Genomic DNA, 20,529 nt, shown 5'->3' on the forward strand with positions numbered 1-20,529 from the left:
CCGGGACCTATGGACCCTTACAGGCGAGCAACTGATCCTTTGTATAGGTCGTGTAAGGCGCTACCGTGTAGTCCATGCTGTAATACGGATCGAGTTTTGGATCGTAATTGCGCTTGAGGGTAGCGAGCCCGACATCGCTCGTATTGTCCCAAACCTCAGGTGTTATCTTGATGACCTTCGGATGATCGCCCTTCTTCTGTAGAACGTCGAGCGCCACCGCAAGGCCCGCGCCCCCGACGGATGGCGGATTGGTCACTGCGGCGCCGGCAAAGCCTTTGTCCTTGAGAGTTATGAGCTGACCTACGAAACCGTTATTGTCGGCACCGATCACCGGCATCAGGGGCTTGCCGGAAGTCTGAATGGCATCGACCACGACAGCATCGAGGCCGGATGTCCAAATTCCGTCGATCTGTTTGCCTGAGGCCAATAGATCCTTCGCCTGCTGCGCCGATTTGTTCAACGCCCATCCTGTAAAGGGCATAGCCACGACTTTGATGTTCGGGTAATTGGCCAAGGCCTCTGTAAATCCCTTGTGACGATCGGCATCCGCCGGAACGCCGTCTATGCCTCGCATCTCGACCACGTTGCCCTTGCCGTTCAGATGCTTGAACAGCCACTCCGCACCGGCTTTTCCGTAATCCACCTGATCGTTCGACAAGACATAGGCTTCGGGAGCGGATACCGCCTGATCCACCGCGACCACGACTATCCCGCGTGCTGCGGCTTGCTTGATCACCGGATTAAGTGCTTCACGATCGGACGGGTTGAGAACAATCACATTGACGCCGGCGGAGATCAGATTGCGCAGATCCGAGATCTGCTCGGCCGGCCCGGCATTCCGATTTGCCACGATCACCTTTGAAACCACGCCGGAAGCCAAGGCTTGCGCTTTGATCGAACAAATCATCTCCTCGCGCCAGCCATTGCCGATCAGCGTGTTGGACACACCGACCACATACTTGTCCGCCGCCCGCGCCGAGTATGCTCCTGCCACACTAAGCAGGATGGTGAATAGTGACGCATAGAGCAGTTTGCTAGAAGTCCGCAATTTGTCCTCCCCTTGATCGCTTCTACGACTCACCGACGTCTTCGCCTCGGATTATCCCCCACCCGAAGCCACCGTTGCCCAGTTCCCGTTGGCTCGGCTGGATGCAACGGCGGCCTCGATGAAACGGATTCCTCTAGCGCCCTCATGCACAGTCGGAACCGAAGCCAATGCTGAGGGGTCAGGCGGCAATCCCGCGCGGCGTGACCTTATCAACGAAACCGCATCCCGATAGAGATTGGCGAAGCCTTCGATATACCCCTCAGGGTGCCCCGCCGGCATGCGAGTGACACGCATCGCGGCGGAGGTATTTCCCGGACCGCCGCGAACGAGCGTGCGTGACGGCTCACCATATGGCGTGAAGCGCAGCAGTTCGGGAGTTTCGCCAAACCACTCGAGACCGCCCTTTTCCCCATAGATTTTCAGCGACAGCGCATTCGCGTTTCCGGGAGCGACCTGACTCGCCAAAAGCACACCTTTGGCGCCCCCGTGATAGCGAAGCAGAACATGGGCATTGTCGTCCAGTCTGCGGCCGGGCACGAAGGTCGTGAGATCAGCCGCGACTTCCGCGAGATCCAGACTCGTCACGAATCCCGCGAGACTGTGCGCGTGAACCCCGATATCGGCGAGACATGCAGATGACCCGGCACGCGCCGGGTCGGTACGCCATTCGGCTTGCTTCTGCCCGTCCCTTTCGATCGGCAGCGTGAGCCAGTCCTGAATGTAAGTCGCATGCACGACGCGAAGCTTACCGAGTTCGCCGGCGGCAACCATCTCTTTGGCCTGACGCACCATGGCGTAGCCCGTATTGTTGAGCGTCACGGCAAAAACGAGGCCGGTCTTTCGCGTAAGACCGACAAGCTCCTCAGCGTCCGCACCGGTGGCCGACAAGGGCTTGTCGCAGATGATGTCGATGCCGGCCTGCAGGAAAGCTTTGGCGACCGGGGCGTGAAGATGGTTTGGCGTTACGATCACGACAGCCTCGATTCCATCCGGCCTAGCGGCTTCGCGCTTTGCCATCTCCTCGAAACTCGCATAGCTCCGATCGGGTGCAAGCCCCAGCTCGGCACCAGACGCTTGCGCATTCTCCTCGCTCGCCGAAAGTGCGCCAGCCACGAGTTCCATGTGATCATCGAGGCGCGTCGCAAATCGGTGAACAGCCCCGATGAAGGCCCCTCGTCCACCTCCGACCATTCCAAAGCGCAGACGCCGTGGTCGCTCAGCAGCACTGTCTGTCGCGTAGACCATCGGCCGCTACCCTTTTACCCCGAGCAGCGCTCGGTTGCTCGCCGCGTCAGCGTGAGTGGCGGCGAAATCGTCGAAAACGCGATCGGTTACCTCTATGATGTGGTCGGCGATGAATTTCGCGCCGTTTCTGGCCGCGACTTCGGGATGTTCCAGGCAGCATTCCCATTCATAGACCGCCCAGCCCGCGAAATCATATGCCGCGAGCTTGGAGAATACACCGCCGAAATCAACCTGGCCGTGGCCGAGTGAGCGGTCGCGTGCGGCGCGCTCCAGCCAATTCTTGTACCCGCCGAAGACGCCCTGCTTTGCCGTCGGATTGAACTCCGCATCCTTGACATGAAACATCTTGATCCGCTCGTGATAGGCGTCGATGAAACCAAGATAGTCCATGCCCTGCTTGATGTAGTGGCTGGCGTCGTAATTGATGTTGCACCGCGGATGGTTACCCACCGCTTCGAGGAACATCTCGAAAGTATCACCGTCGAACATGTCCTCCGTGGGATGGATTTCGTAGCAGAGATCGACGCCAGCGGAATCGAAAGCGTCAAGGATTGGCCTCCAGCGGCGGCCCTGTTCGGCAAAGCACTCCTCGATCAAGCCAGCGGGACGCTGCGGATAGGGGTAAAAGTAAGGCCAGGCCAGGGAACCACAAAACGTCACGTGTTCCGTCAATCCAAAACGCTGCGACACGATGGCGGCCTTGGTCACCTGATCGGCGGCCCACAACCGACGTTTCTCGGGATTCCCACGCACATGACTGGGAGCCTGGCCATCGAACATCATGTCGTAAGCCGGGTGAACCGACACCATCTGGCCCTGGAAATGCGTAGAGAATTCGGAGATTGTGATGCCGATATCGGCCATCTTTCCCTTGATCTCGTCGCAGTAGGTCTCGCTATCGGCTGCCTTGTCGAGATCGAAAAGTCTTCTGTCCCAGCTTGGGATTTGGATGCTTTTATAGCCATAGCCCTTGGCCCAGCGCGCTATGCTCTCAAGCGAATTGTGAGGCGCCGTGTCTCGCACAAACTGTGCCAGAAAGAGACCCGGCCCTTTGATTGTTCGCATGACCGAATTCCCCGATCGCGCCTTTTGGCTTGATTTTCTGGCGTCTTTGCAAGAAAAACATAGACCCGTTCCAAATGTCAATATTTGAAAAGATTTTTCCATGCGAACGAGTCGGATCAGATGCCAAAGCTAGCTCTGGCCACCTTCACCGATGCGACTATGCCCAACGGGCTTGCCGGCGATGTTGAGGGCACGCTCGGCTACAGCCGGCCGCGGACCTATGAAGAGTTGCGGGCACTACTGTCGTCCGTGACGGTTCGGTTGCCACGGCAGCTTCGCCAGGTCGCGATCTTTATAGTGCGCAGTCCGAGCGAATTCGCGGTCGGCAACTCCGTCGACATTTCGAAGAAGGCCGGTGTGCAACCCTCGACGCTCGTGCGGTTCGCACAGAGTCTCGGCTTTCCAGGATTTACGGAGCTGCAAGAAGTTTTCAAGGACTACGTTAAAATCAATTGGAGCGAATATCACGGACGCGCCAATCCCGTAGCCGAGGCCGCGGCGGCCGATGATCCTGATCTTCGGATTATTGCCGGGCTGATCCAGGCCTCGGCCGCTTCATTGTCGCGCCTGCCGAGCAGCATAGACCTCCGCATGTATGCCAAAATGGCGAATCTGCTGGCGGAGGCCGAGACCATTTACCTTGTCGGCAGCAAGCGCGCGTTTCCAGTGACGCTTTATATGGCCCTGGCCTTGTCACAGTTGGGAATAAGAAACTGCCTGATCGACAACGTGGGCTCGCTCGGCTTTGAGCAGCTTGGCTTTGTGACTTCGCGGGATGTCGTCGTGGCGGTCAATTTCAGCCCTTACAACTCTATCACGCCAGCCCTCGCCGAACGAGCCTCGCAAGCCGGGGCAGCCGTGGTTGCCATAACGGACAGCGCGTTCAGCCCGCTCATTCCGCTCGCAAAAGCCTGGACCGAAGTCGACGAGCCCGACTTCGGCGGATTCCGCTCCCTTGCGGCAACGATCGCGATTGGCATGTCACTCGTGTTGAGCGTCGCGCGGCGGCGGGAGGCGCTTTGATTCTGACCTGATCACCAAGATTCAAATCCCATTTGCTTACGGCCGAGCGGCGACAGATCGGCTTCCGCCGCGCGGCCCTCGAATTCCACCTCGTAATCCTCGGCCGCGAAGTCGGGCGCCGATCGGCCATTTAGAAACGCCTCGCGTTGGTTCGGAAGGTATTTTCGGTTCTTCGCGCAATCGGGCGCCGAGCCAATGTAAATCACGCTGCTATAGCCGGACCCACGATGCTCGTTTTCCACAGCATGAATAACGTCCGGATGCCACCAAACGGTATCGCCTGGCTGAACGACCGGAATCGGGATAAGCGCCTTAAGCAACGGGCCATGCCACTTCTCGCTGGCGAGCAGCGCGCGACCAGCCTCGGCTCCGCAAAGATCATCATCCGGCGTGTCATCCTGGATAGCCCGCAGCAGCATATAGGTCATCGCGTTGATCATCGGCACAAGCCGCAAGGTTCCGTCACCCGGCCCCTGCTGGGTCAGCGCGGTCCAACCCTGGTAGGTGCGGAACATCTGGCAGACGGCGGGCGACGGAATTTCGTGGGTTTCCGTGCGCCCCTCACCAGCCCAGGGATTGTGCTTGCGCCATTCGCCGGAGAAGACGTGGCGATAGACATGCCGATAGCCTTCATCAATCCAACGTTCGATTGTGCCGCCATCGACATGCGGCGAAAGACCGAGCGTGTTGTCACCGGGCTCGCGCTGACGGATGCGATCGGCATAAGTGCAATCGCGGTTTGGCACGAAGTAGGGTCCGTCCGCACCGTCCCACTCCCAAAGGGTGTTGAGCCAAGTCCGAGTGGTCGCGATGCTCGCGGCTTGGCGCGCCTCGATCTGAGGCTGCGACCAGTAGATGCCGTAGATTTGGGGGCGCCCGCTTTTCAGCTTGGAGAAGTAATTGTCGAGGCCGCTCTTGGCTTTGGCCTTCTCGACATAGTTGTTGCGCGTAACATAGTCGAGGAGTTCGCGATCCCATGCGGTCACCTGCTCGCGCGGGAAAACACTCCGGACGATAGCGCAACCGTGCCGCCGTATGGCCGCTGCGATCCCAGGCGAGACCCGGCCGTCAACGATATCCTGGTAGACGACGGAGGGCACGATCGGGTCTCCCGCACCGAAACGTGCGGCAATTTCCTCCGCCTCCTGCTCGATTTCGCGAGAGACCTCCGCGAAGACCTCTCTGTAATTTGGCAGCTGCCTGCGCAAGAGAGCCTTCGTTTCCGCAATCTTGCTCGGCATGTCGGCTAAATCTTGCAGCATGCAACTCCCCCTCGCCTGGCCCCGCGTTGGGAGCAGCTTACAGCCCGCCGCTGCCGGGGCCAACATGCCATGCGAGCGGTCGAGCGGGTGCCCTAGCGCTCGACTTCCTCGGCAAGAGTCAACTGACCGTCAATTGTGACCCGTCGGAAGAGTCACAAAAGGCAAAGTGGAGCCCGGCACCATCGTGGTGGGCAAATGCCCGTCCCAGCGTTCGGCCGCTGTCAGTTCGACGAGGTTTGGATTGTCCCGCAAAGCATCGCCACGGGCGCGGATCGCCGCCGCTGTCGCGTTGCCTGCAAGAGTCGTGGCTTTTGCTTGCGCGGTGGCCTGCGCGACATTGGCATCGGCCTGAGCCTGCGCCTGAATGACAGTGATCTGCGCTTGAACCTGCTGCTGATCCCGATCCTGTTCCATCTTCTGAACCTGCACCTGGGCGAGCATGCGCTGCTCGACACCGTTCTCATAGGCATCCGAGAATTTGATGTCTTCGAGCTGCACGCCTTCGATAACCACCGGGCCCTGAATGGCCGTTACCACAGAGGATGCGACAGCGGCGTTCATCTTGCCACGGTCGGCGATCGCCGTCACCGCCGTATATTGACCGAAGGCTGTCTTGACCTGCTGCGGCACAATGCGGTCGAGCAGCTTAGCGACCATCGAGTCCTCGGTGCCGTACTGCGTGTAGACATCTTCGACGTCGCCAGGCGAGACATGGTAGCGCAGCGAAACCTTGAAGTATGCGGGCTGCTGATCGAGGCTATAGGATTGCATCTGGTCGTAGACGACGGCTTGCGACTGGACCGAGAACTTATGCACGGAGGATATGAAGGGCACCATCCAACCGAGTCCGGATCCCGCACTAGTGACGGTCGCGATGCGGCCGTTGCGCGTGATCACCGCGACGTAACCGACATTCACGGTGTAATAGGAATTGGTGACAATGATGAACAGAACGAGCAATGAGGCGAGGAAGACGGCTACCCATCTGATCAGCTTTGTCGGCAATGGATATCCTTGAGGAGGCGAGGCGGGCGTTTGGTAGTCGATCAGACGGGGCATTGTTTGGTCCGTTAGGTTGGCGTTGATCGCGGCGAGAAAGCGAGCTGCCTAGCAGGCCAATACTCCGCGCGAGACAGAAATAATGCGCCGCCTCAAGGCAATCCGCAAAGGACAGGACGCGCGCCCGGGAGCGAGCCCGTAAGCTCAGCGCCTTACGCGCGCTTTCCCGCCTTGCGATCGGTCAGGATCGCACTGGCGCTCGCGGCCAAACTCGCGCAGGCGATCGCGATGACGGCCGCATGAAACGCGCCGATCAGCGAAGCGCCTCGGGCCGCTAACACGCCTCCCAAAAGGGCTGTGGCGATGAGGCCGCCGGTGCGGGCAATCGCGCTGTTGAACCCGGAAGCGGAGCCCGTATGCCTCGGGTCCGCCGAGGCGAGCACCGCGGTTGTCAGCGGTGCGACGGCGCAGGCCAAGCCGAGCGAAATGACGATGAGTGAGGGCAGCAACACGGTCCAATAGTGCGTCTTGGCTTCCATGCGCAGCATAAGCAGGAAGCCGATGGTGACCACGAAAGGGCCAAGAATGAGGAGCGGGCGGGAGCCGATGCGGCCCGCCAAGCCGCCCAGGAACGGCGAGGTTACCGCAAGCACCAGCGGCAGCGGCAGAAGGGCGGCGCCGGCCATGGCGCTCGAATATCCGCCGGCCTCGATCAGGACATAGGGCAACAAAACCATCAGCCCTCCCAGCGCGCCGTAGAGCAGCAACGTCAGAAGTGTCAGGCCAATGAAACTTTTGGATCCAAAAAGAGCGAGCGGCATCATCGCACGCTCCGCTTTCTTGCCTTCCCATAGAACGAAGCCGGCCAGAAACACGATACCTGCGGCCAATCCGGCGGCCGACACGAGCGACCATCCCGCGGCGCCAGTGCCAGCGATAAGGCCCCATGTCAGCCCGCCGAGACCGACGGTCGCCAGGAACGCGCCAAGAAGATCAAGCGGTGACTTGTCACCTTCCGCGTCTTTCGGGAGGTAGCGAATCGCCATGCCGATCGCGCCGGCGGCAATCGGGAGGTTGATGAAGAAAATCATGCGCCAGTTGAAGAGGTCGATCAGCCACCCCGCCAGCACCGGCCCCGCCGCCCCTGTCGCGGCGCCCGCTGCCGCCCAGATACCGATGGCCCGGCCGCGTGCCTCGCCCTCAAAGGTCACGCCCAGGATCGCCAGACTGCTTGGCATCAACAGTGCCGCCCCCACGCCTTGGATGAAGCGCGCCGTAATCAGCAGCCGCAGATCCGGCGCGAAGCCACAGGCGGCCGAGGCCAACCCGAATAGCAGCACGCCCCCGATGAGCAGCCGGCGGCGGCCAATCCTATCGCCCAGAGCCCCGCCGAGAAGGAGAAGCGCGCTCAGCGGTATAAGGTATCCGCTGATCAACCATTGCAGCCCGGCAGCTCCCCCACCAAGCCCCCGCCCGATCGCGGGCAGACCGACATTCACGGCCGATCCATCGACAAAGGCCAGGCTGGAGGCAAGAACACAGGTCACGAGGATGAGGGCGGAGCGAGCGTGGTGGGCCGCCTCCTTACCCGGTCCAGACATGATGAGAATTCCTCCAGGGTGATCTGTATCCCAGGCAGGCTGAGCAGAGATCCTCCGCATGAGATAGTCTGCCGGCGCGGACCGGACCTCGCGCCGCAGTCGAACCTCGTCTAGCTAGCGACTGAGATGCCTCCTTAAATGCTCTGAGTCGCCTGCCCGCTTGCTTCCTGCTCGGAGTTTGCAACGGAGCCCAAGGCAAGGCTATGTTCGCAAAGCTGATGCCTTCAATGAAGCACCTTGCGGGGTCATTACCATGACCCGTCGAACCGCTGAATCGATGATGTGCCAGGTCGATGAATTTTGAAACGTGACGAGGATCGAGCAATGGAAAGACGACGTTCGGTGGCCTTTTCGCTGCTGGGAGCCGGGTTACTTCTGGCGTCGGTCCAGGTTGGACATGCCCAAATGAGCCCCTTTTGGAATAAGGCCCATGTAACCTTGAGTTCGGAAGACTACGACATGCTCTTCCGGAGCGCGACGAAGGTTAACGAGGACCCCAACGCGAAAGTTGGCACGGCCGCGACCTGGGAAAATCCCAAGTCAACCAATTCCGGAATAACGACAATCATGCGGATTTATACATCCGACAAAAGAACCTGCCATACGGTGCAGTATAAGGTCACCGTGACCAGGAGAAACATAACCCCGGACTACAACGTGAACTGGTGCCTCACCAAGTCCGGATGGCGAATTGCAAGCTAGCTAGAGCGCGAAAGGAAGATTTCGTGATTCTTTGGCTAGCCAGTCTACCACCTTGGCAATGTGCGTTCCTGGTGGTGGGCCTCACTACGGCTGGGTCAATGATCCTCACCGTCCTGGTTCGTCGCATCGTCGGGTTCGAACGTCTCGTCAGCAACAACGAGGTGGCGGGCTTCAAATTTGCCGTGCTTGGCGTGGTCTACGCCGTGCTGCTTGGATTCGCCGTAATCACCGTCTGGGAAAAGTTCAAGGCCGCCCAGGAGGCCGTTACCACGGAGTCCGCCGCCGCCGGTGCCATCTATCGCCTTACGGGCGGGATGGAAGTGGCCGATAGACCCGCGATTCAGGCTGGCATTCGGCGTTACCTGAATGCGGTGGTAACGCGCGAAGCGGATACCATGGCGGTCGGCCAGACCGATGTCTCAACCACTCTGGCACTTAACAACCTGTACAAAGCAACCTTGGCGGCGAAACCTGTCGACCTCGAGGATTCCGACGTATTTCAAGCCATGCTCGGTGAATTACGCGCGCTGGCCGAAGCGCGGCGAGAGAGGCTCGAACTCAGCCGTGGCGCTGTTCCTGACATCATGTGGTCTATCTTGTTCGGCGGAGCAGTTCTGAACATCGCCTTCGCTCTTTTCTTTGGCACAAAGAACGTCACGGCACAGGTCATCATGGCCGGAATGCTTGCGGCCGTGATCTTCATGGCGCTTTTCGTCATCATCAATATCAATTTTCCCTTCACTGGCGATGTGAAGGTCGCCTTGGAACCGCTGCAATACACGCTCGATAACTTTTCGTCGCAGGATTAGCACGCGGCGGAAGAGAGAAAGGACGCACTATCGCTTCGGGCACAGGTTCCCAGCCAAAGACGCTACGCCCACCATATTCGTGCGAATGCTGTCGTTCGGTCGCAATGAAATCGGGCAGCGATGGTCCGGTCACGTGATGCTCAAGTCTGCGGGCTTGCGCGTCGAGACGGCCGATTGCGTCGAGCCGCTCGCTGTCTCCGAGTTTCGCTTTGGTCAACGCCGATTTCAACACCGCGATCGTCCGGTCATAGACCAGGGTGGGCACCGGATACGGCTGCCGGTCCTTGCCCCCGTGAGCGAGCGAGAACCGGGCCGGATCGGCGAAACGGCACGGAGCGCCGTGTACAACCTCGGCGACCATAGCGAGCGAGCGCACGGTTCGCGCGCCGACGCCCGGCACAAGCAACAGCGACGAAAACTCGGCAGGTTCGCAATCGGCCGCCGCAGCCAGAGCGCCGTGCAGTCGCCGCATCATCACGTCTTTCGGGCGGACGTCGTGATGGGCAGGCATAACGAGGTGCGGGAGAAACGGCTCGCCCTGCGCTGCCGGTGATGAGTTCTTCCCTTCCATCGCCACGATCTCACGGATGATCCGATCCGGCCCAAGATCGCGAAGCAAGGCGAGCTGGCCACGCCGTGAGTCGTCCGCTCGACGGTCGGTGAGGTTGACGATCTGCCCCTGATTCTCGCCGTCGATCGCCGCATGCGGCGCCTCGATGAAACTTTTGAGATCCTCGGAGAGCCAGTGGTAGCGGCGGGCGAGCCGGCTCTCCCCGTTCATGCCTTGCTGAACGACGACCCATTTGGCGTCATCCGCCACGATGAAGCCGTGCAGATAGAGGTCGAACCCATCCTGCACGGCGGCGCTATCGACCTTGGCAACGAGCCGGCTCGCCTTGGCTAGAGCCGTCCCGTCGAAGCCGACACGATCTCCGATAGCGACAAGTTCCTGCGGTGTCTGGCGCGAATGCCGCCCTCGCCCACCGCAAACATGGATGCCGAGTTCCCCGGAAAGTGGCCCGAGGCCGTGCTTCAGCGCACCAATGACCGAGGTAGTGATCCCGGAGGAATGCCAATCCATTCCCATCACGGCCCCGAAGGACTGGAACCAGAAGGGGTGGGCGAGCCGGCGCAGGAACTCATCCCGCCCATAATGATGAATGATGGCCTCGGCGATCACCGCGCCAAGCCGAGCCATGCGTTGGCCGAGCCAAGCCGGCACCCGCCCGTGATGAAGTGGCAGATCCGCGCTCCCTGCCCGTCGACCCATAAAGCCTCCTGGAACGAATAGGGAACATCCTCTATCAGACCGGCTAGACTTTGGCGACGGCGGCTCGACTCGCTCCGCGGAACAAAGCCACGATTGTGCCAAGGGATGACTTGCCGTCGTCCGGCTTCTGGTTTGTATACTGATCCGCATCAACGTACCGGCGGGCGACCCTGGCGGATTGGCTTCGCTGGCTGACCGAGAACGATCATGTCACCATTTTCAGCCTATATGGCCGTCACCTCCGACTATCTCTACAGCGCGACCGATCTTCACATCGTGGTCGGAGGCTCTAGGGGCAGTTGGCACCCCAAGGTGAGGGGCAGCGACCCGAAAGACGGCGGTATCGTCGGTGTCGCCTATTACGACAACGATTACGACACAAAGGCCGAGGCAGGGCGCCGGGCCGATCAACTCATGAGCTACGTCATGAAGTTGCGCCAGGCATCTGATCGGGTTGCCGAGATGGGCCCTGCAGGCATCCGTGTCGGCGCCGCGGAATGATCGCGCCGGTATTGCAGGCGTAGCCTGACTATTCGGGGCTGAAACAGCTCCGTAAGGACGGCGGGACATCTTCCCTGGGCCATCAAGCTCAAGGAGATAGCGATGACCCCGCCCGCAGAGCCCATCGATGATTCAATCGTCAAACAACCGTCCTCCCGCATTGTTCGAGCGCTTACACGCATGGATGAAGCGGTTGTCGCGACAGCCCGTGCGGTTTGGCGTGTGATCAGCGAAGGAAGTGCCGCCTACGGAATGGCGGAATACGCGTATTTCATGGATCCTCATTTTCGTGAAGACGCCGCGCATGATACTGAAGCCGATCAGATAGCCGACTACCCACACAATCTCCGGGTTCGCGGCGACACAGGGTTCAGTGGTGAATTTTAGCCTGATTTCTCGAGGCGACTAAGGACTCAACTCGGCAGCCACCGGGACAACGCTGCCGCCAGTTCGGCGGAAACAAGGGGTTTGCTGACGACTTCGCAAACCCCGGCGCCCGCCAGCTCATCGGCACCAAGCTCGCCTGCTGAGCAAGCCAATAGAATCGGCAGGTCCGGTGCCATACCATGCAGCTTTTTCGTGACCGCAAGAGCCTGAGCAATCGGCATGAGATGGCTGATCAGGGCTGCATCGAACCGCCGCGGCGTTAAACGGCATGCGCTGAGAGCCTGATCCGGATCAGCGAATCCGATGGGCTCATAGCCGAGGGCGGCGACGATCTCCTCGTCATGCAGTAGCCGTGCATGATCATCGTCAATGACCAGGATGGCCTCGCCGCTGCCCTGCATCGTCCCAGCCTCATGCAAAATCCGGCTCGTTCCAGCAATCTGCGGCAGCCAAACCTCGAAAAGACTGCCCTCGCCCAACTGGCTCCGAACGTCGATCGCTCCGCCATGGTCCCGCACGATCTCCCGGACTGTCGCGAGACCAAGCCCATTTCCGCCCAGGCGGGTCGTGAAGAATGGCTCGAACAATCGATCGAGCGTCTCGGCATCCATGCCGCGACCGGTATCTCGCACACTGATGCGAACATAACTCCCAGGGACAAGACAGCCATGGCTCAACTGTCGAGTGACCAACACCCGATGGATCTCCGTCGTTACTTCCGCCGTGCAAGGGCAATCCATGGCCTGGGCCGCGTTGTTGCACAGATTCATGATGACCTGCTGCAGTTGCACGGGATCGCCGGACACGATCGCGGCCTCCGGTGTCGCGCCGATTACCAACCGAACATCCGGCTGAAGGGATGCCTGCAACAGCGATTGCGTTTCAGCCATGAGCGATCGCAGAGCGATCGTCCGGTGCGGCATGTTCTTGCGGCGGCCGAAGTTCAGGATCTGGTCGATCAGATCGCGCGCGCGCTCGGCCGCGTGGCGGATGCCCTCAAGATTGCGCGCCAAACGGCTTTTCGGAAAGGCATGCGATTCCTCCATTTCGGTATAGCCGAGGATGGCGCCGATGATGTTGTTGAAGTTGTGGGCAACACCGCTCGCCAGCGCACCAATCGTCTCCATTCGCCGAGCCTGTTGCAGACTCGACTCAAGCCGCGTCCGATCACGTTCGAGCACCGCGTGTTCCACCGCATTCGCGATCGGCTCGACCGCCATCCGCAGCAGGCCAGAGTCACTGGCGGGCCAGGTCATGGGCTTTCCAATGGCATCAAAACCGAGGGCGCCGCGGCTGCCATCGAGCCCGTTAGCCGGAATGCAAATCCAGCCGCGCAGCCCAGCGCCCTTGAGCGCAGATTTCTCCGCCCCCTCCGGCATTCGCTCGACGGAGGGAATGTAGATCACGCCTTCGGCCCGCGCGTCCCATTTGGCCACAGCCAAGCCTTGCATCGGCCACTCGGGCGGCCGCGCACGGCCGTCCCGGCACCACCAATAGGGTCGCAATTGTTCCGACGATCCAATGAAATAGGCCCGGTCCGCTCCAACCCATTCCGCAAGCGTCGCAAGCGCGGAGGTAACACGCCTGTCGATCTCATCGGCCCTGCTATCGACGAAACCGATCGAGATAGCCGCAATCGCATGCTCGAACGTCGCCCTGCGCTGCAGCGCCCGGAAATGACGCCGGAGCTGTGAGCCGAGATAGACCAGCCAGGCAAGCAAAAGCATCGACGTCACATAGAGAAGTAGCTCGTAACGCCGGGCATTCGCTCGGGACGCCTGCTGGTGAGCAAGAACGCTGCTACGAACGGCCTCCAATCTTGCCGATCGCGGCAAGTCGTAGAGCGATCTCAACACTTGGTCTGTCGCCGGCAACAGGTCGTGAAGCAGCCGGCCATGCGCCAGAATACCGTCGACGAGGTCGTTGTCGGGGTCCACGGGTGCTTGCTGGGCAAGCCGGTTCAAAGCGGCCTCAACTTCTCCGGCCGATGCTACCGACGTATCGAGCGTCAGATGAAGCATGGAAGTCGCCAAAACGGTCATCGCGGAAGCGAGCGGCCCTTCCTGCACGGCACTTCCGAATTTGCCACTCAGCAAACCAAAATAGGCGAGCGAATTCTGTAGCAGGGCATTGTCGCTTTTGAACTGTTCGGTCAGTTCATCTTGCTCCCCGACCATTTCCTCGAGTGGCCCAAGAACCTTCGGATCCACGCCCTGCTGGCGGAGTTGGCCGAGGAAGCCGTGTAGTGCTGTCATCCTCCGATTCACCGGATCATAGTCGCGCAGCAGGCCGGCGCGCGCATTAAGGATGTCCTGGCGCAGCGCGCTCTCCGTCACCGAGAATTTGGAGACCACCGAGAGCATTCCGTCGTATCGCGATGCTTGAGGATCCATGCCGAGCAGCGACAGCCCTGACAGAACCAGCAGAAGCAGGGTGACAAAGGCGATGCTCGGAATCGTCTTCATCGAGGTGCCGTCAATGGTCTGCCGTGATAGACTCCGGTCAGACTGTCGAGAAATGCGGTGATCGCCTTGACTTGCTCATCAGAGAGGACACGATCGAGCTGGGCGTACCCCATCTTGCGCACGGCAACCGCCAGTGTTGGAGCGCCTCCGTCGTGGAAATACGGCGCCGTTGTCGCGACATTGCGCAGGCTTGGTACCCGCAGGATTACCGGCCGACCCGCAAGGGGATTGTTGAAAATGCCGCTCTGCTCGATCAGGTTGCCTCCGACATTGACGCCTTGATGGCAGGCGACGCAGCCGAACGACTTGAAGAGATGATAACCCTCGACAGCCTCCTTCGAGAGCGCACCGCTATCGCCGCGAAGCCAATGGTCGAACGGGCTGTCCGGCGTGAGCAGTGACCGCTCGTAGGCGGCGATGGCATCGATCAGACTCTGCCTATCCGGGCCGTGCCCATACACTGCTTCGAATTGCTGGTCGACGCCCTTTTCTTGCGTCAGCACCCGAACATCGGCGTCGACGCTCATCGCCATGCCGCGCCGATCAGTGAGCGCCCCCCCAGCCTGATCCTCCAGGGTGCGAATATTGCCCTCCCAGTTCAGCCGGTAGTTGAGCGCGGCATTGAAGACTGTCGGCGTATTGAACGTTACCGCAGCGCCGCCCGGCACTGTCTCGACCTTTTGGTCACTGGCCCCGTTGCTGTGGATGTCATGGCAGGACGAGCATGAAACCTTGCCGTCGCGGGAAAGTCGCGGATCACTGAACAGATCTTCGCCAAGCGCGATTTTGAGCGGATCAGCAACGGGAGGTTGCGGGACTGGGGAAATGGGCTCGTTGCCCACGAAGAAGCCGGGGGTTGGGGCGCTGGGTGGAACCTGGGCTAGCGCATCGCCGGAGACCAACAACAACACGAGGGCAAGACCAGCCCCGCGCCACCTACTGCCTGTCGCGTCTCCGCCGATAGACTGATGTTCTGGTTTCATGGTCAGCACGCCGCGAGCGCGGCGCATGACGTCTCCATCCAGCGACGGCATCGTTGCGGCGGTGCCTAATATTGCTGAACCGGCAAGCTGAAGCGATAGCCGACGCCGCGCTCAGTTTGAATCGCGCGCGGCGCACTCGGATCAGCCTCCAGCTTTCGCCGCAGCCGCAAAACCTGCACGTCGATGCTGCGATCGAAGACATCCTCATGCACACGCGTCGCCTGCAGCAGATGCTCGCGCGTCAGAGGCCGCCCCGGCGCATTCAGGAAGGCGACCAGCAGGGCATATTCGCCCTTGGTCAGAGGCACCGTCGCACCTTCGGGATTGAGAAGGCGGTGCGCCCGCAGGTCCAGTTCCCAGCCTTCGAACCTGAAACCACCTGAGGCAGGCTCATGCTCCGATGCCGCTCGACCGAAATCGTGGCGCCGGAGCACCGCGCGAACCCGCGCCAGCAACTCGCGCAGCCCAAACGGCTTCGTGACGTAATCGTCCGCGCCGAGCTCCAATCCGACAACCCGGTCGATCTCGTCGCGGCGATGGCCCGTCATGATGATCACCGGCACATCCGAGCGCGACCGGATGTCACGCAGCACATCGAGCCCGTCATCCTTGTCGAGCCTGAGATCAAGAAGCACCAGGTTCGGCTCCCGCGCCGCAAATTGCCGCGACATTTCCTCGCGGTTGCTGGCCGACAGAACCCGCATGCTCTGCCCCTCTAAATAATTCACCAGCATCCGGCGAAGCTCCGCATCATCGTCCACCACGAGGATACGGGGCTGTGACAAGTCAGCGGCGCCGGAATTGCCAAGTTTCAGCATTTGATAAGCACTCCCGCGCCTGCAACGCGCAAATCCCGATGGGATCTTAAATAGAACCGAGCCGCCTCAACGCCACCGATCGCCCCTTTCGAGCAGAGTAGCCATATGGCCACTCGTCTCGCAGATCCATCGTCCGCCACACACGACTCCCGATTTCCCGAGCCTGAGCATGCACATATTAAGGAGATAGCACCATAGTCATGATCGCAACTGCGCTCTTCTCTGGGCGCACGGTCCTAGGGAAATTCATGACCCCGCGACGCTTTCCTTGTATTAACTTGAGTTAACTTCGCGGAGATGGCTGCCTGGACTCAACCGCTCGTTGTCGGCGCCTGAAATTTTCTGCCTGCATCTTCTCAACAACGCGTTTTCTTCTCAGTATCAGAGCTCCAGGCACATATCTGTCTATCATGGAAAAATGGAATGATTATTTAGAAGCGACAAGCCTTGCGCAACCCACTCGCAGACGAAGAAAATGATTGGGGAGCAGAAGGCATTCGCGACATTTCAACCGTAACTTGTCTGGGCCTATCGGACGCCGAGCCGTAACCGGGCGCATCTAGGTCTCCACTCGGACCACCAACCGAGATGGAGCTACTTCTTCGTGAAGATAATTCTCGCTTCGAACCCATTCATGGGACACCTCAACCCGCTTCTGGCAATCGGACGTATCTTGATTGCCGAGGGTCATCAGGTTGCGGGCCTCACAGCTACCATTATGCGGAAGCGCATAGAGGCAATCGGCGCGACTTTCTATCCGTTCCCCGGCCGCGCCGATCAGGATCTGAGCGATTTGACGGCTATATATCCGGAATTCGGCCTCATGCCCCCCGGACTGGAGAAGGCCCGCTTCAGTGTGGAGCGCCTGTTTATCGATATGATTCCCGGGCAGTACGAGGGCCTCATGCAGGTTCTGAGCGAATTTCCGGCGGATCTTATCATCGCCGAAAATCTCTTCATGGGTGCCCTTCCCATGTTGCTCGGTCCACGCGCGAAGCGTCCTCCCATCATTCTGTGTGGCACGACCTACCTTTTCTGGCATCGCAACGATGGCGTGCCCATTCTCGGTGGCTTTCCTATGGCGGCCGAGAATGCCCGGCGCGAGCAATTCGAAGCGGCATCCGAGGAGTTCGAAGCGGTCTTCATGGAGCCTGCCAACCGCTCAGCGAATGAATGCCTGAGGGGAATAGGTTGCGGACCACTTCCCACGAATATCTTCGATTCGCTCGTTACCCTGCCCGATGCGTATCTACAGCTTACGACGCCAAACTTCGAATTTCCCCGTGCAGACCTACCGGACTCCGTGCGGTTCATCGGGCCGCTGCCGATCATGGCAAAGCAAGCGCCCCTCCCCCCATGGGCCGATGAGCTGGATGGCTCTCGCAAAGTCGTTCTCGTCACACAGGGAACAGTCGCGAACTATGATTTCAGCCATCTGGTGGCGCCGGCGCTGGCGGCACTCGCCGATGACCCGGAGTTGCTTGTGGTTGTCACGACCGGCGGCCGGCCGACCGACGCGGTTCCCGGTCGGATCCCCGCCAATGCGCGGCTGGCGTCATATCTGCCGTTTGAGTGGTTGCTCCCGAAAATAGATGTGTTTGTCACAAACGGTGGCTACGGAAGCGTCAATCAGGCGCTGAGTTTTGGCGTCCCCCTCGTCACCGCCGGGATGACCGAGGACAAGGCAGATGTGAATGCGCGTGTCGCCTGGTCGGGCGTCGGCATCAATCTCGAGACCAACGAACCGACGGCAGAGGCGCTACGTCGGGCCGTGCGAATCGTTCTGGGCGACCCCGAATACCAGAGGCGGGCTTCGCATATTGCCAACGAGATGCGACAGATCGATACGAAGTCGAAGTTTTTGCAGATTGTCGACGAGGTTTCGCGACCAACGGCTGAAACTCGCTTCCCCTTGGGCATGACGGGGCGCGGTGCATTCGCGGACCGGCACAGAGCCACGTTCAGCCGGGACAAGAGCATCGTCCAACTTCGCTGACTTTTGCAGAGCGCGCCTACGAAGGAAGCCGGTGAAGTCGCCGGCTCCGAGAGCGGAGATGCGACGACCTCGGCGAGATCGGATTCGAGCTCGGTGCGAACTGCTCAGCGCGGCAAAGCCTCGTGATGCCGGATGACCTCGCGCACGATAAAGCCAAAAAACTTCTCGGCGAATTCGGGGTCGAGTTTTGCGTCGAGGGCGAGCTGCCTTAAGCGGGCGACCTGATGCGCTTCACGCTCGGGGTCTGCCGGCGGCAGATTGTGCTCCGCCTTCAGGAGGCCAATCTTCTGGGTGCAGCGAAATCGTTCGGCCAACATATGGATGAGAGCTGCATCGATATTATCGATGCTTTCGCGGATCTCCAGAAGTTTTGAGATGGCCGGCGAATCGGTGTGCGTCATGAGCTGATCATGCCCTCGAAGGTGTGTGGACAGGGGTTCGACGCTGGTCGCGCGTCGGGGTCTTTGTGAGCAATCGGATAGAGCAGATGTCGGCTGTACCGGAATGTCAACAATTCGGCCAAAACACCCGATCTCACGAGGGAGCCTTCAAAGATTTGCCTTGATACGAGCCGGTAAGGCTGCCGAGAAATGCGACGATTGCCTTGATTTGCCCGGCCGATAGCGTCCGGCCTAGCTGGGCGTATCCCATCCGGCTCACCGCTCTATCCAGGGTAGCGGCGCTCCCGTTGTGGAAATAGGGAGCGGTGACCGCAACGTTCCGCAAACTCGGCACCCGCAGGTCTATCGCCTGCTTATGAAGCAGTCCTTCAAAAATGCCCGTCCGCTCGAACAGATTGCCGCCAACGTTGACCCCCTGATGACAAGACGCGCAGCCCAGCGACTTGAAGAGCCCATAGCCGACCTGTTCCTCGTCGGAAAGGGCCTCCTTGTCGCCCAGCAGCCAGCGATCGAAGCGGCTGCCCGGTGTCAGCAAAGACCGCTCATAGGTGGCAATCGCATCCAAAAGATTTGCGCGGTTAGGCCCCTCTCCATACACCAGCTCGAATTGAATTCTCAGTGCCTTGTCATCCGCTATGCGTTCAAGGGCATTATCCGGACTCGATGCCATGATGCGCGGATCGCTCAGGGATTGGGCAGCCTGATCCTCTAGCGAAGCGGCATTGCCCTCCCAGTTCTGCCGAAAGCTCAGCGCTGCATTGAAAACGGTATTTGTATTGAGCGGAATGAACGACCCGTCCGGCGCTCGATCGAACCGAGTTGCGCCAGCACCGTTCGTCGTCACGTCATGGCAGGATGAACAGGCACGAGTTCCATCGCCGGAGAGGCGCGGATCACTGAAGAGTTCCGCCCCGAGCTTGACCGTGCGCGAATCAACGGAGAGCGTTTGCGGAATCGGGGTAATGGGCTCGTGATCCGCGGGAATATCGACGTTTGGGTGCGTTGACCGGGCATGCGCATGGGCTTCGCTCGCAACCAGCGACAGTCCCAGCAGCAGCCAGGTACGCCAGCGGCACGAGCCCTCTCTGCGTCGGCCGACACCGGCCGTCTCACCTATTTCCACGTTCCCCCAATCTGTTCAACGCGTGTCTTCCCCTGGTTCGAGATCCTCACAAGCACGTCGCCCGAGCCATGCGAATTACCGCTGAAAAAGCCATGCACTCATTGTGCTTCGATGTCAGTATCGGGCAATCCGGTTACAGATGTAATGTTCCTCGCAAAATGGGTCGGTCGTTCGGACGCCCGGCATCTATCCGCCGGCCCGTCTACGCTACGGGTGTAGCAATATTGGCGGGGCCTGACATCCTCCGGCAACGGACAGGCGGCAATCTCTCCTGCAGCAACGGCCAAACCAACAGGAGAATCCGATGCCAACTCAACCTCTCAATCTAACCTCTTTCGCGCGGTCCGAGGTCTCTCGGGGCGAGCCGCCTCGTGGATCATATAGCAAGACAAGCTCGACAGGCACGCCTCACGATCGCAGGGCTTTGGCGACGGCCTGGGCTTTTGTTTGCATGTGCGCGAGGAAATATCATTGTTTCATGCGGATGAGGCGAGCGGCTGCGGAGCTCAACGGTCTCAGCGATCACGCGTTGAAGGACATCGGGGTTGCGCGCAACGAGATCGAGTTTCGTGTGAGACAGGCTGCACGCCGCGAATAGCAGCGGCGAGATTCGCGGTTGACTGGCGGCTCGGAGGCGGTCTGAGGAAGTCTGCTGGCCAACCGGCCGTTCGACGACCGCCATTCATCAAATACAACACAGACACGAGGACGTAGGCTGTGATGATCTTTGGCCGCCGCAGGTGCTCGAGCGAGGCGCCTCAAACTGTGCCGCAATTCGAGAACGACTGGGCGATTTCGCTGGCTGCCGCCGATGCGGCTTACGAATACGTT

Annotated in this window: 19 protein-coding genes; 7 read left to right on the top strand and 12 right to left on the bottom strand. The window is 60.1% G+C overall.

Going from position 1 to position 20,529, the window contains the following annotated elements:
• Positions 1-7: 7 nt before the first annotated feature.
• The 3 genes from GSQ83_RS20000 to GSQ83_RS20010 are packed head-to-tail and all read right to left on the bottom strand — an operon-like array spanning position 8 to position 3,358.
• On the bottom strand, positions 8-1,048 hold the full coding sequence (locus GSQ83_RS20000; protein ID WP_158804628.1) for an ABC transporter substrate-binding protein: 1,041 nt from the start codon (positions 1,046-1,048) through the stop codon (positions 8-10).
• A 51-nt stretch (positions 1,049-1,099) separates the two neighbouring features.
• Entirely contained in the window at positions 1,100-2,293 is a 1,194-nt protein-coding gene (locus GSQ83_RS20005; RefSeq protein ID WP_158804629.1) for a Gfo/Idh/MocA family protein, read from the bottom strand.
• 6 nt (positions 2,294-2,299) lie between these two features.
• A complete protein-coding gene (locus GSQ83_RS20010) occupies positions 2,300-3,358 on the bottom strand; it encodes a sugar phosphate isomerase/epimerase (RefSeq protein ID WP_158804630.1) in 1,059 nt (352 codons plus the stop codon).
• 120 nt (positions 3,359-3,478) lie between these two features.
• On the opposite strand from GSQ83_RS20010, the gene GSQ83_RS20015 reads away from it, so the two are divergent.
• Positions 3,479-4,381 (top strand): MurR/RpiR family transcriptional regulator, encoded by a 903-nt coding sequence (locus GSQ83_RS20015; protein WP_158804631.1) that lies wholly within the window; start codon positions 3,479-3,481, stop codon positions 4,379-4,381.
• Positions 4,382-4,392: 11 nt separating this feature from the next.
• Here the strand turns inward: GSQ83_RS20015 and GSQ83_RS20020 are convergent, their stop codons facing one another.
• From GSQ83_RS20020 to GSQ83_RS20030, 3 genes are all read right to left on the bottom strand, one after another.
• Positions 4,393-5,643, bottom strand: coding sequence for a YbiU family protein (locus tag GSQ83_RS20020; RefSeq protein ID WP_158804632.1), 1,251 nt, complete (start codon positions 5,641-5,643; stop codon positions 4,393-4,395).
• A 129-nt stretch (positions 5,644-5,772) separates the two neighbouring features.
• Positions 5,773-6,702, bottom strand: a complete 930-nt coding sequence (locus GSQ83_RS20025; protein ID WP_158804633.1) for a prohibitin family protein — start codon at positions 6,700-6,702, stop codon at positions 5,773-5,775.
• A gap of 152 nt (positions 6,703-6,854) precedes the next feature.
• Positions 6,855-8,243 carry a DHA2 family efflux MFS transporter permease subunit gene (locus GSQ83_RS20030; RefSeq protein ID WP_158804634.1) on the bottom strand — a complete coding sequence of 463 codons (1,389 nt, stop codon included), beginning with the start codon at positions 8,241-8,243 and terminating at the stop codon, positions 6,855-6,857.
• 324 nt (positions 8,244-8,567) lie between these two features.
• Between GSQ83_RS20030 and GSQ83_RS20035 the strand changes: the two genes are divergently transcribed.
• Both GSQ83_RS20035 and GSQ83_RS20040 read left to right on the top strand, forming a co-directional pair.
• Positions 8,568-8,945, top strand: coding sequence for a hypothetical protein (locus GSQ83_RS20035; protein WP_158804635.1), 378 nt, complete (start codon positions 8,568-8,570; stop codon positions 8,943-8,945).
• 98 nt (positions 8,946-9,043) lie between these two features.
• Positions 9,044-9,754 (top strand): DUF4239 domain-containing protein, encoded by a 711-nt coding sequence (locus GSQ83_RS20040; protein ID WP_216850373.1) that lies wholly within the window; start codon positions 9,044-9,046, stop codon positions 9,752-9,754.
• Here the strand turns inward: GSQ83_RS20040 and GSQ83_RS20045 are convergent.
• Positions 9,684-11,024 carry a DUF763 domain-containing protein gene (locus GSQ83_RS20045; protein ID WP_158804637.1) on the bottom strand — a complete coding sequence of 447 codons (1,341 nt, stop codon included), beginning with the start codon at positions 11,022-11,024 and terminating at the stop codon, positions 9,684-9,686. The genes GSQ83_RS20040 and GSQ83_RS20045 overlap by 71 nt on opposite strands.
• 207 nt (positions 11,025-11,231) lie before the next feature.
• Between GSQ83_RS20045 and GSQ83_RS20050 the strand changes: the two genes are divergently transcribed.
• The gene (locus GSQ83_RS20050; protein WP_158804638.1) at positions 11,232-11,525 is read left to right on the top strand and encodes a hypothetical protein; all 294 of its coding nucleotides are present in this window, start codon (positions 11,232-11,234) and stop codon (positions 11,523-11,525) included.
• A gap of 102 nt (positions 11,526-11,627) precedes the next feature.
• Positions 11,628-11,912, top strand: coding sequence for a hypothetical protein (locus GSQ83_RS20055; protein WP_158804639.1), 285 nt, complete (start codon positions 11,628-11,630; stop codon positions 11,910-11,912).
• 26 nt (positions 11,913-11,938) lie between these two features.
• On the opposite strand, the gene GSQ83_RS20060 is transcribed toward GSQ83_RS20055, so the two are convergent.
• Genes GSQ83_RS20060 through GSQ83_RS20070 form a run of 3 tightly spaced genes read right to left on the bottom strand, consistent with a single transcriptional unit; the run spans position 11,939 to position 16,178 of the window.
• Entirely contained in the window at positions 11,939-14,377 is a 2,439-nt protein-coding gene (locus tag GSQ83_RS20060) for a two-component system VirA-like sensor kinase (protein WP_158804640.1), read from the bottom strand.
• Positions 14,374-15,387 (bottom strand): cytochrome-c peroxidase, encoded by a 1,014-nt coding sequence (locus tag GSQ83_RS20065; RefSeq protein WP_216850375.1) that lies wholly within the window; start codon positions 15,385-15,387, stop codon positions 14,374-14,376. The genes GSQ83_RS20060 and GSQ83_RS20065 overlap by 4 nt, the downstream gene beginning before the upstream one ends.
• Before the next feature lie 38 nt (positions 15,388-15,425).
• Entirely contained in the window at positions 15,426-16,178 is a 753-nt protein-coding gene (locus GSQ83_RS20070) for a response regulator (RefSeq protein ID WP_158804641.1), read from the bottom strand.
• 604 nt (positions 16,179-16,782) lie between these two features.
• On the opposite strand from GSQ83_RS20070, the gene GSQ83_RS20075 reads away from it, so the two are divergent.
• The gene (locus GSQ83_RS20075; RefSeq protein ID WP_158804642.1) at positions 16,783-18,174 is read left to right on the top strand and encodes a glycosyltransferase; all 1,392 of its coding nucleotides are present in this window, start codon (positions 16,783-16,785) and stop codon (positions 18,172-18,174) included.
• Between the two features lie 104 nt (positions 18,175-18,278).
• Here the strand turns inward: GSQ83_RS20075 and GSQ83_RS20080 are convergent, their stop codons facing one another.
• The gene (locus GSQ83_RS20080) at positions 18,279-18,575 is read right to left on the bottom strand and encodes a chorismate mutase (protein WP_158804643.1); all 297 of its coding nucleotides are present in this window, start codon (positions 18,573-18,575) and stop codon (positions 18,279-18,281) included.
• 133 nt (positions 18,576-18,708) lie between these two features.
• Positions 18,709-19,698 (bottom strand): cytochrome-c peroxidase, encoded by a 990-nt coding sequence (locus GSQ83_RS20085; protein ID WP_216850377.1) that lies wholly within the window; start codon positions 19,696-19,698, stop codon positions 18,709-18,711.
• A 478-nt stretch (positions 19,699-20,176) separates the two neighbouring features.
• Between GSQ83_RS20085 and GSQ83_RS31445 the strand changes: the two genes are divergently transcribed.
• Positions 20,177-20,296, top strand: coding sequence for a DUF1127 domain-containing protein (locus GSQ83_RS31445; protein WP_216850379.1), 120 nt, complete (start codon positions 20,177-20,179; stop codon positions 20,294-20,296).
• Positions 20,297-20,529 lie beyond the last annotated feature (233 nt).

This window comes from Acidisoma sp. L85 (assembly GCF_009765865.1).
In the GTDB taxonomy this organism is placed as follows: domain Bacteria; phylum Pseudomonadota; class Alphaproteobacteria; order Acetobacterales; family Acetobacteraceae; genus Acidisoma.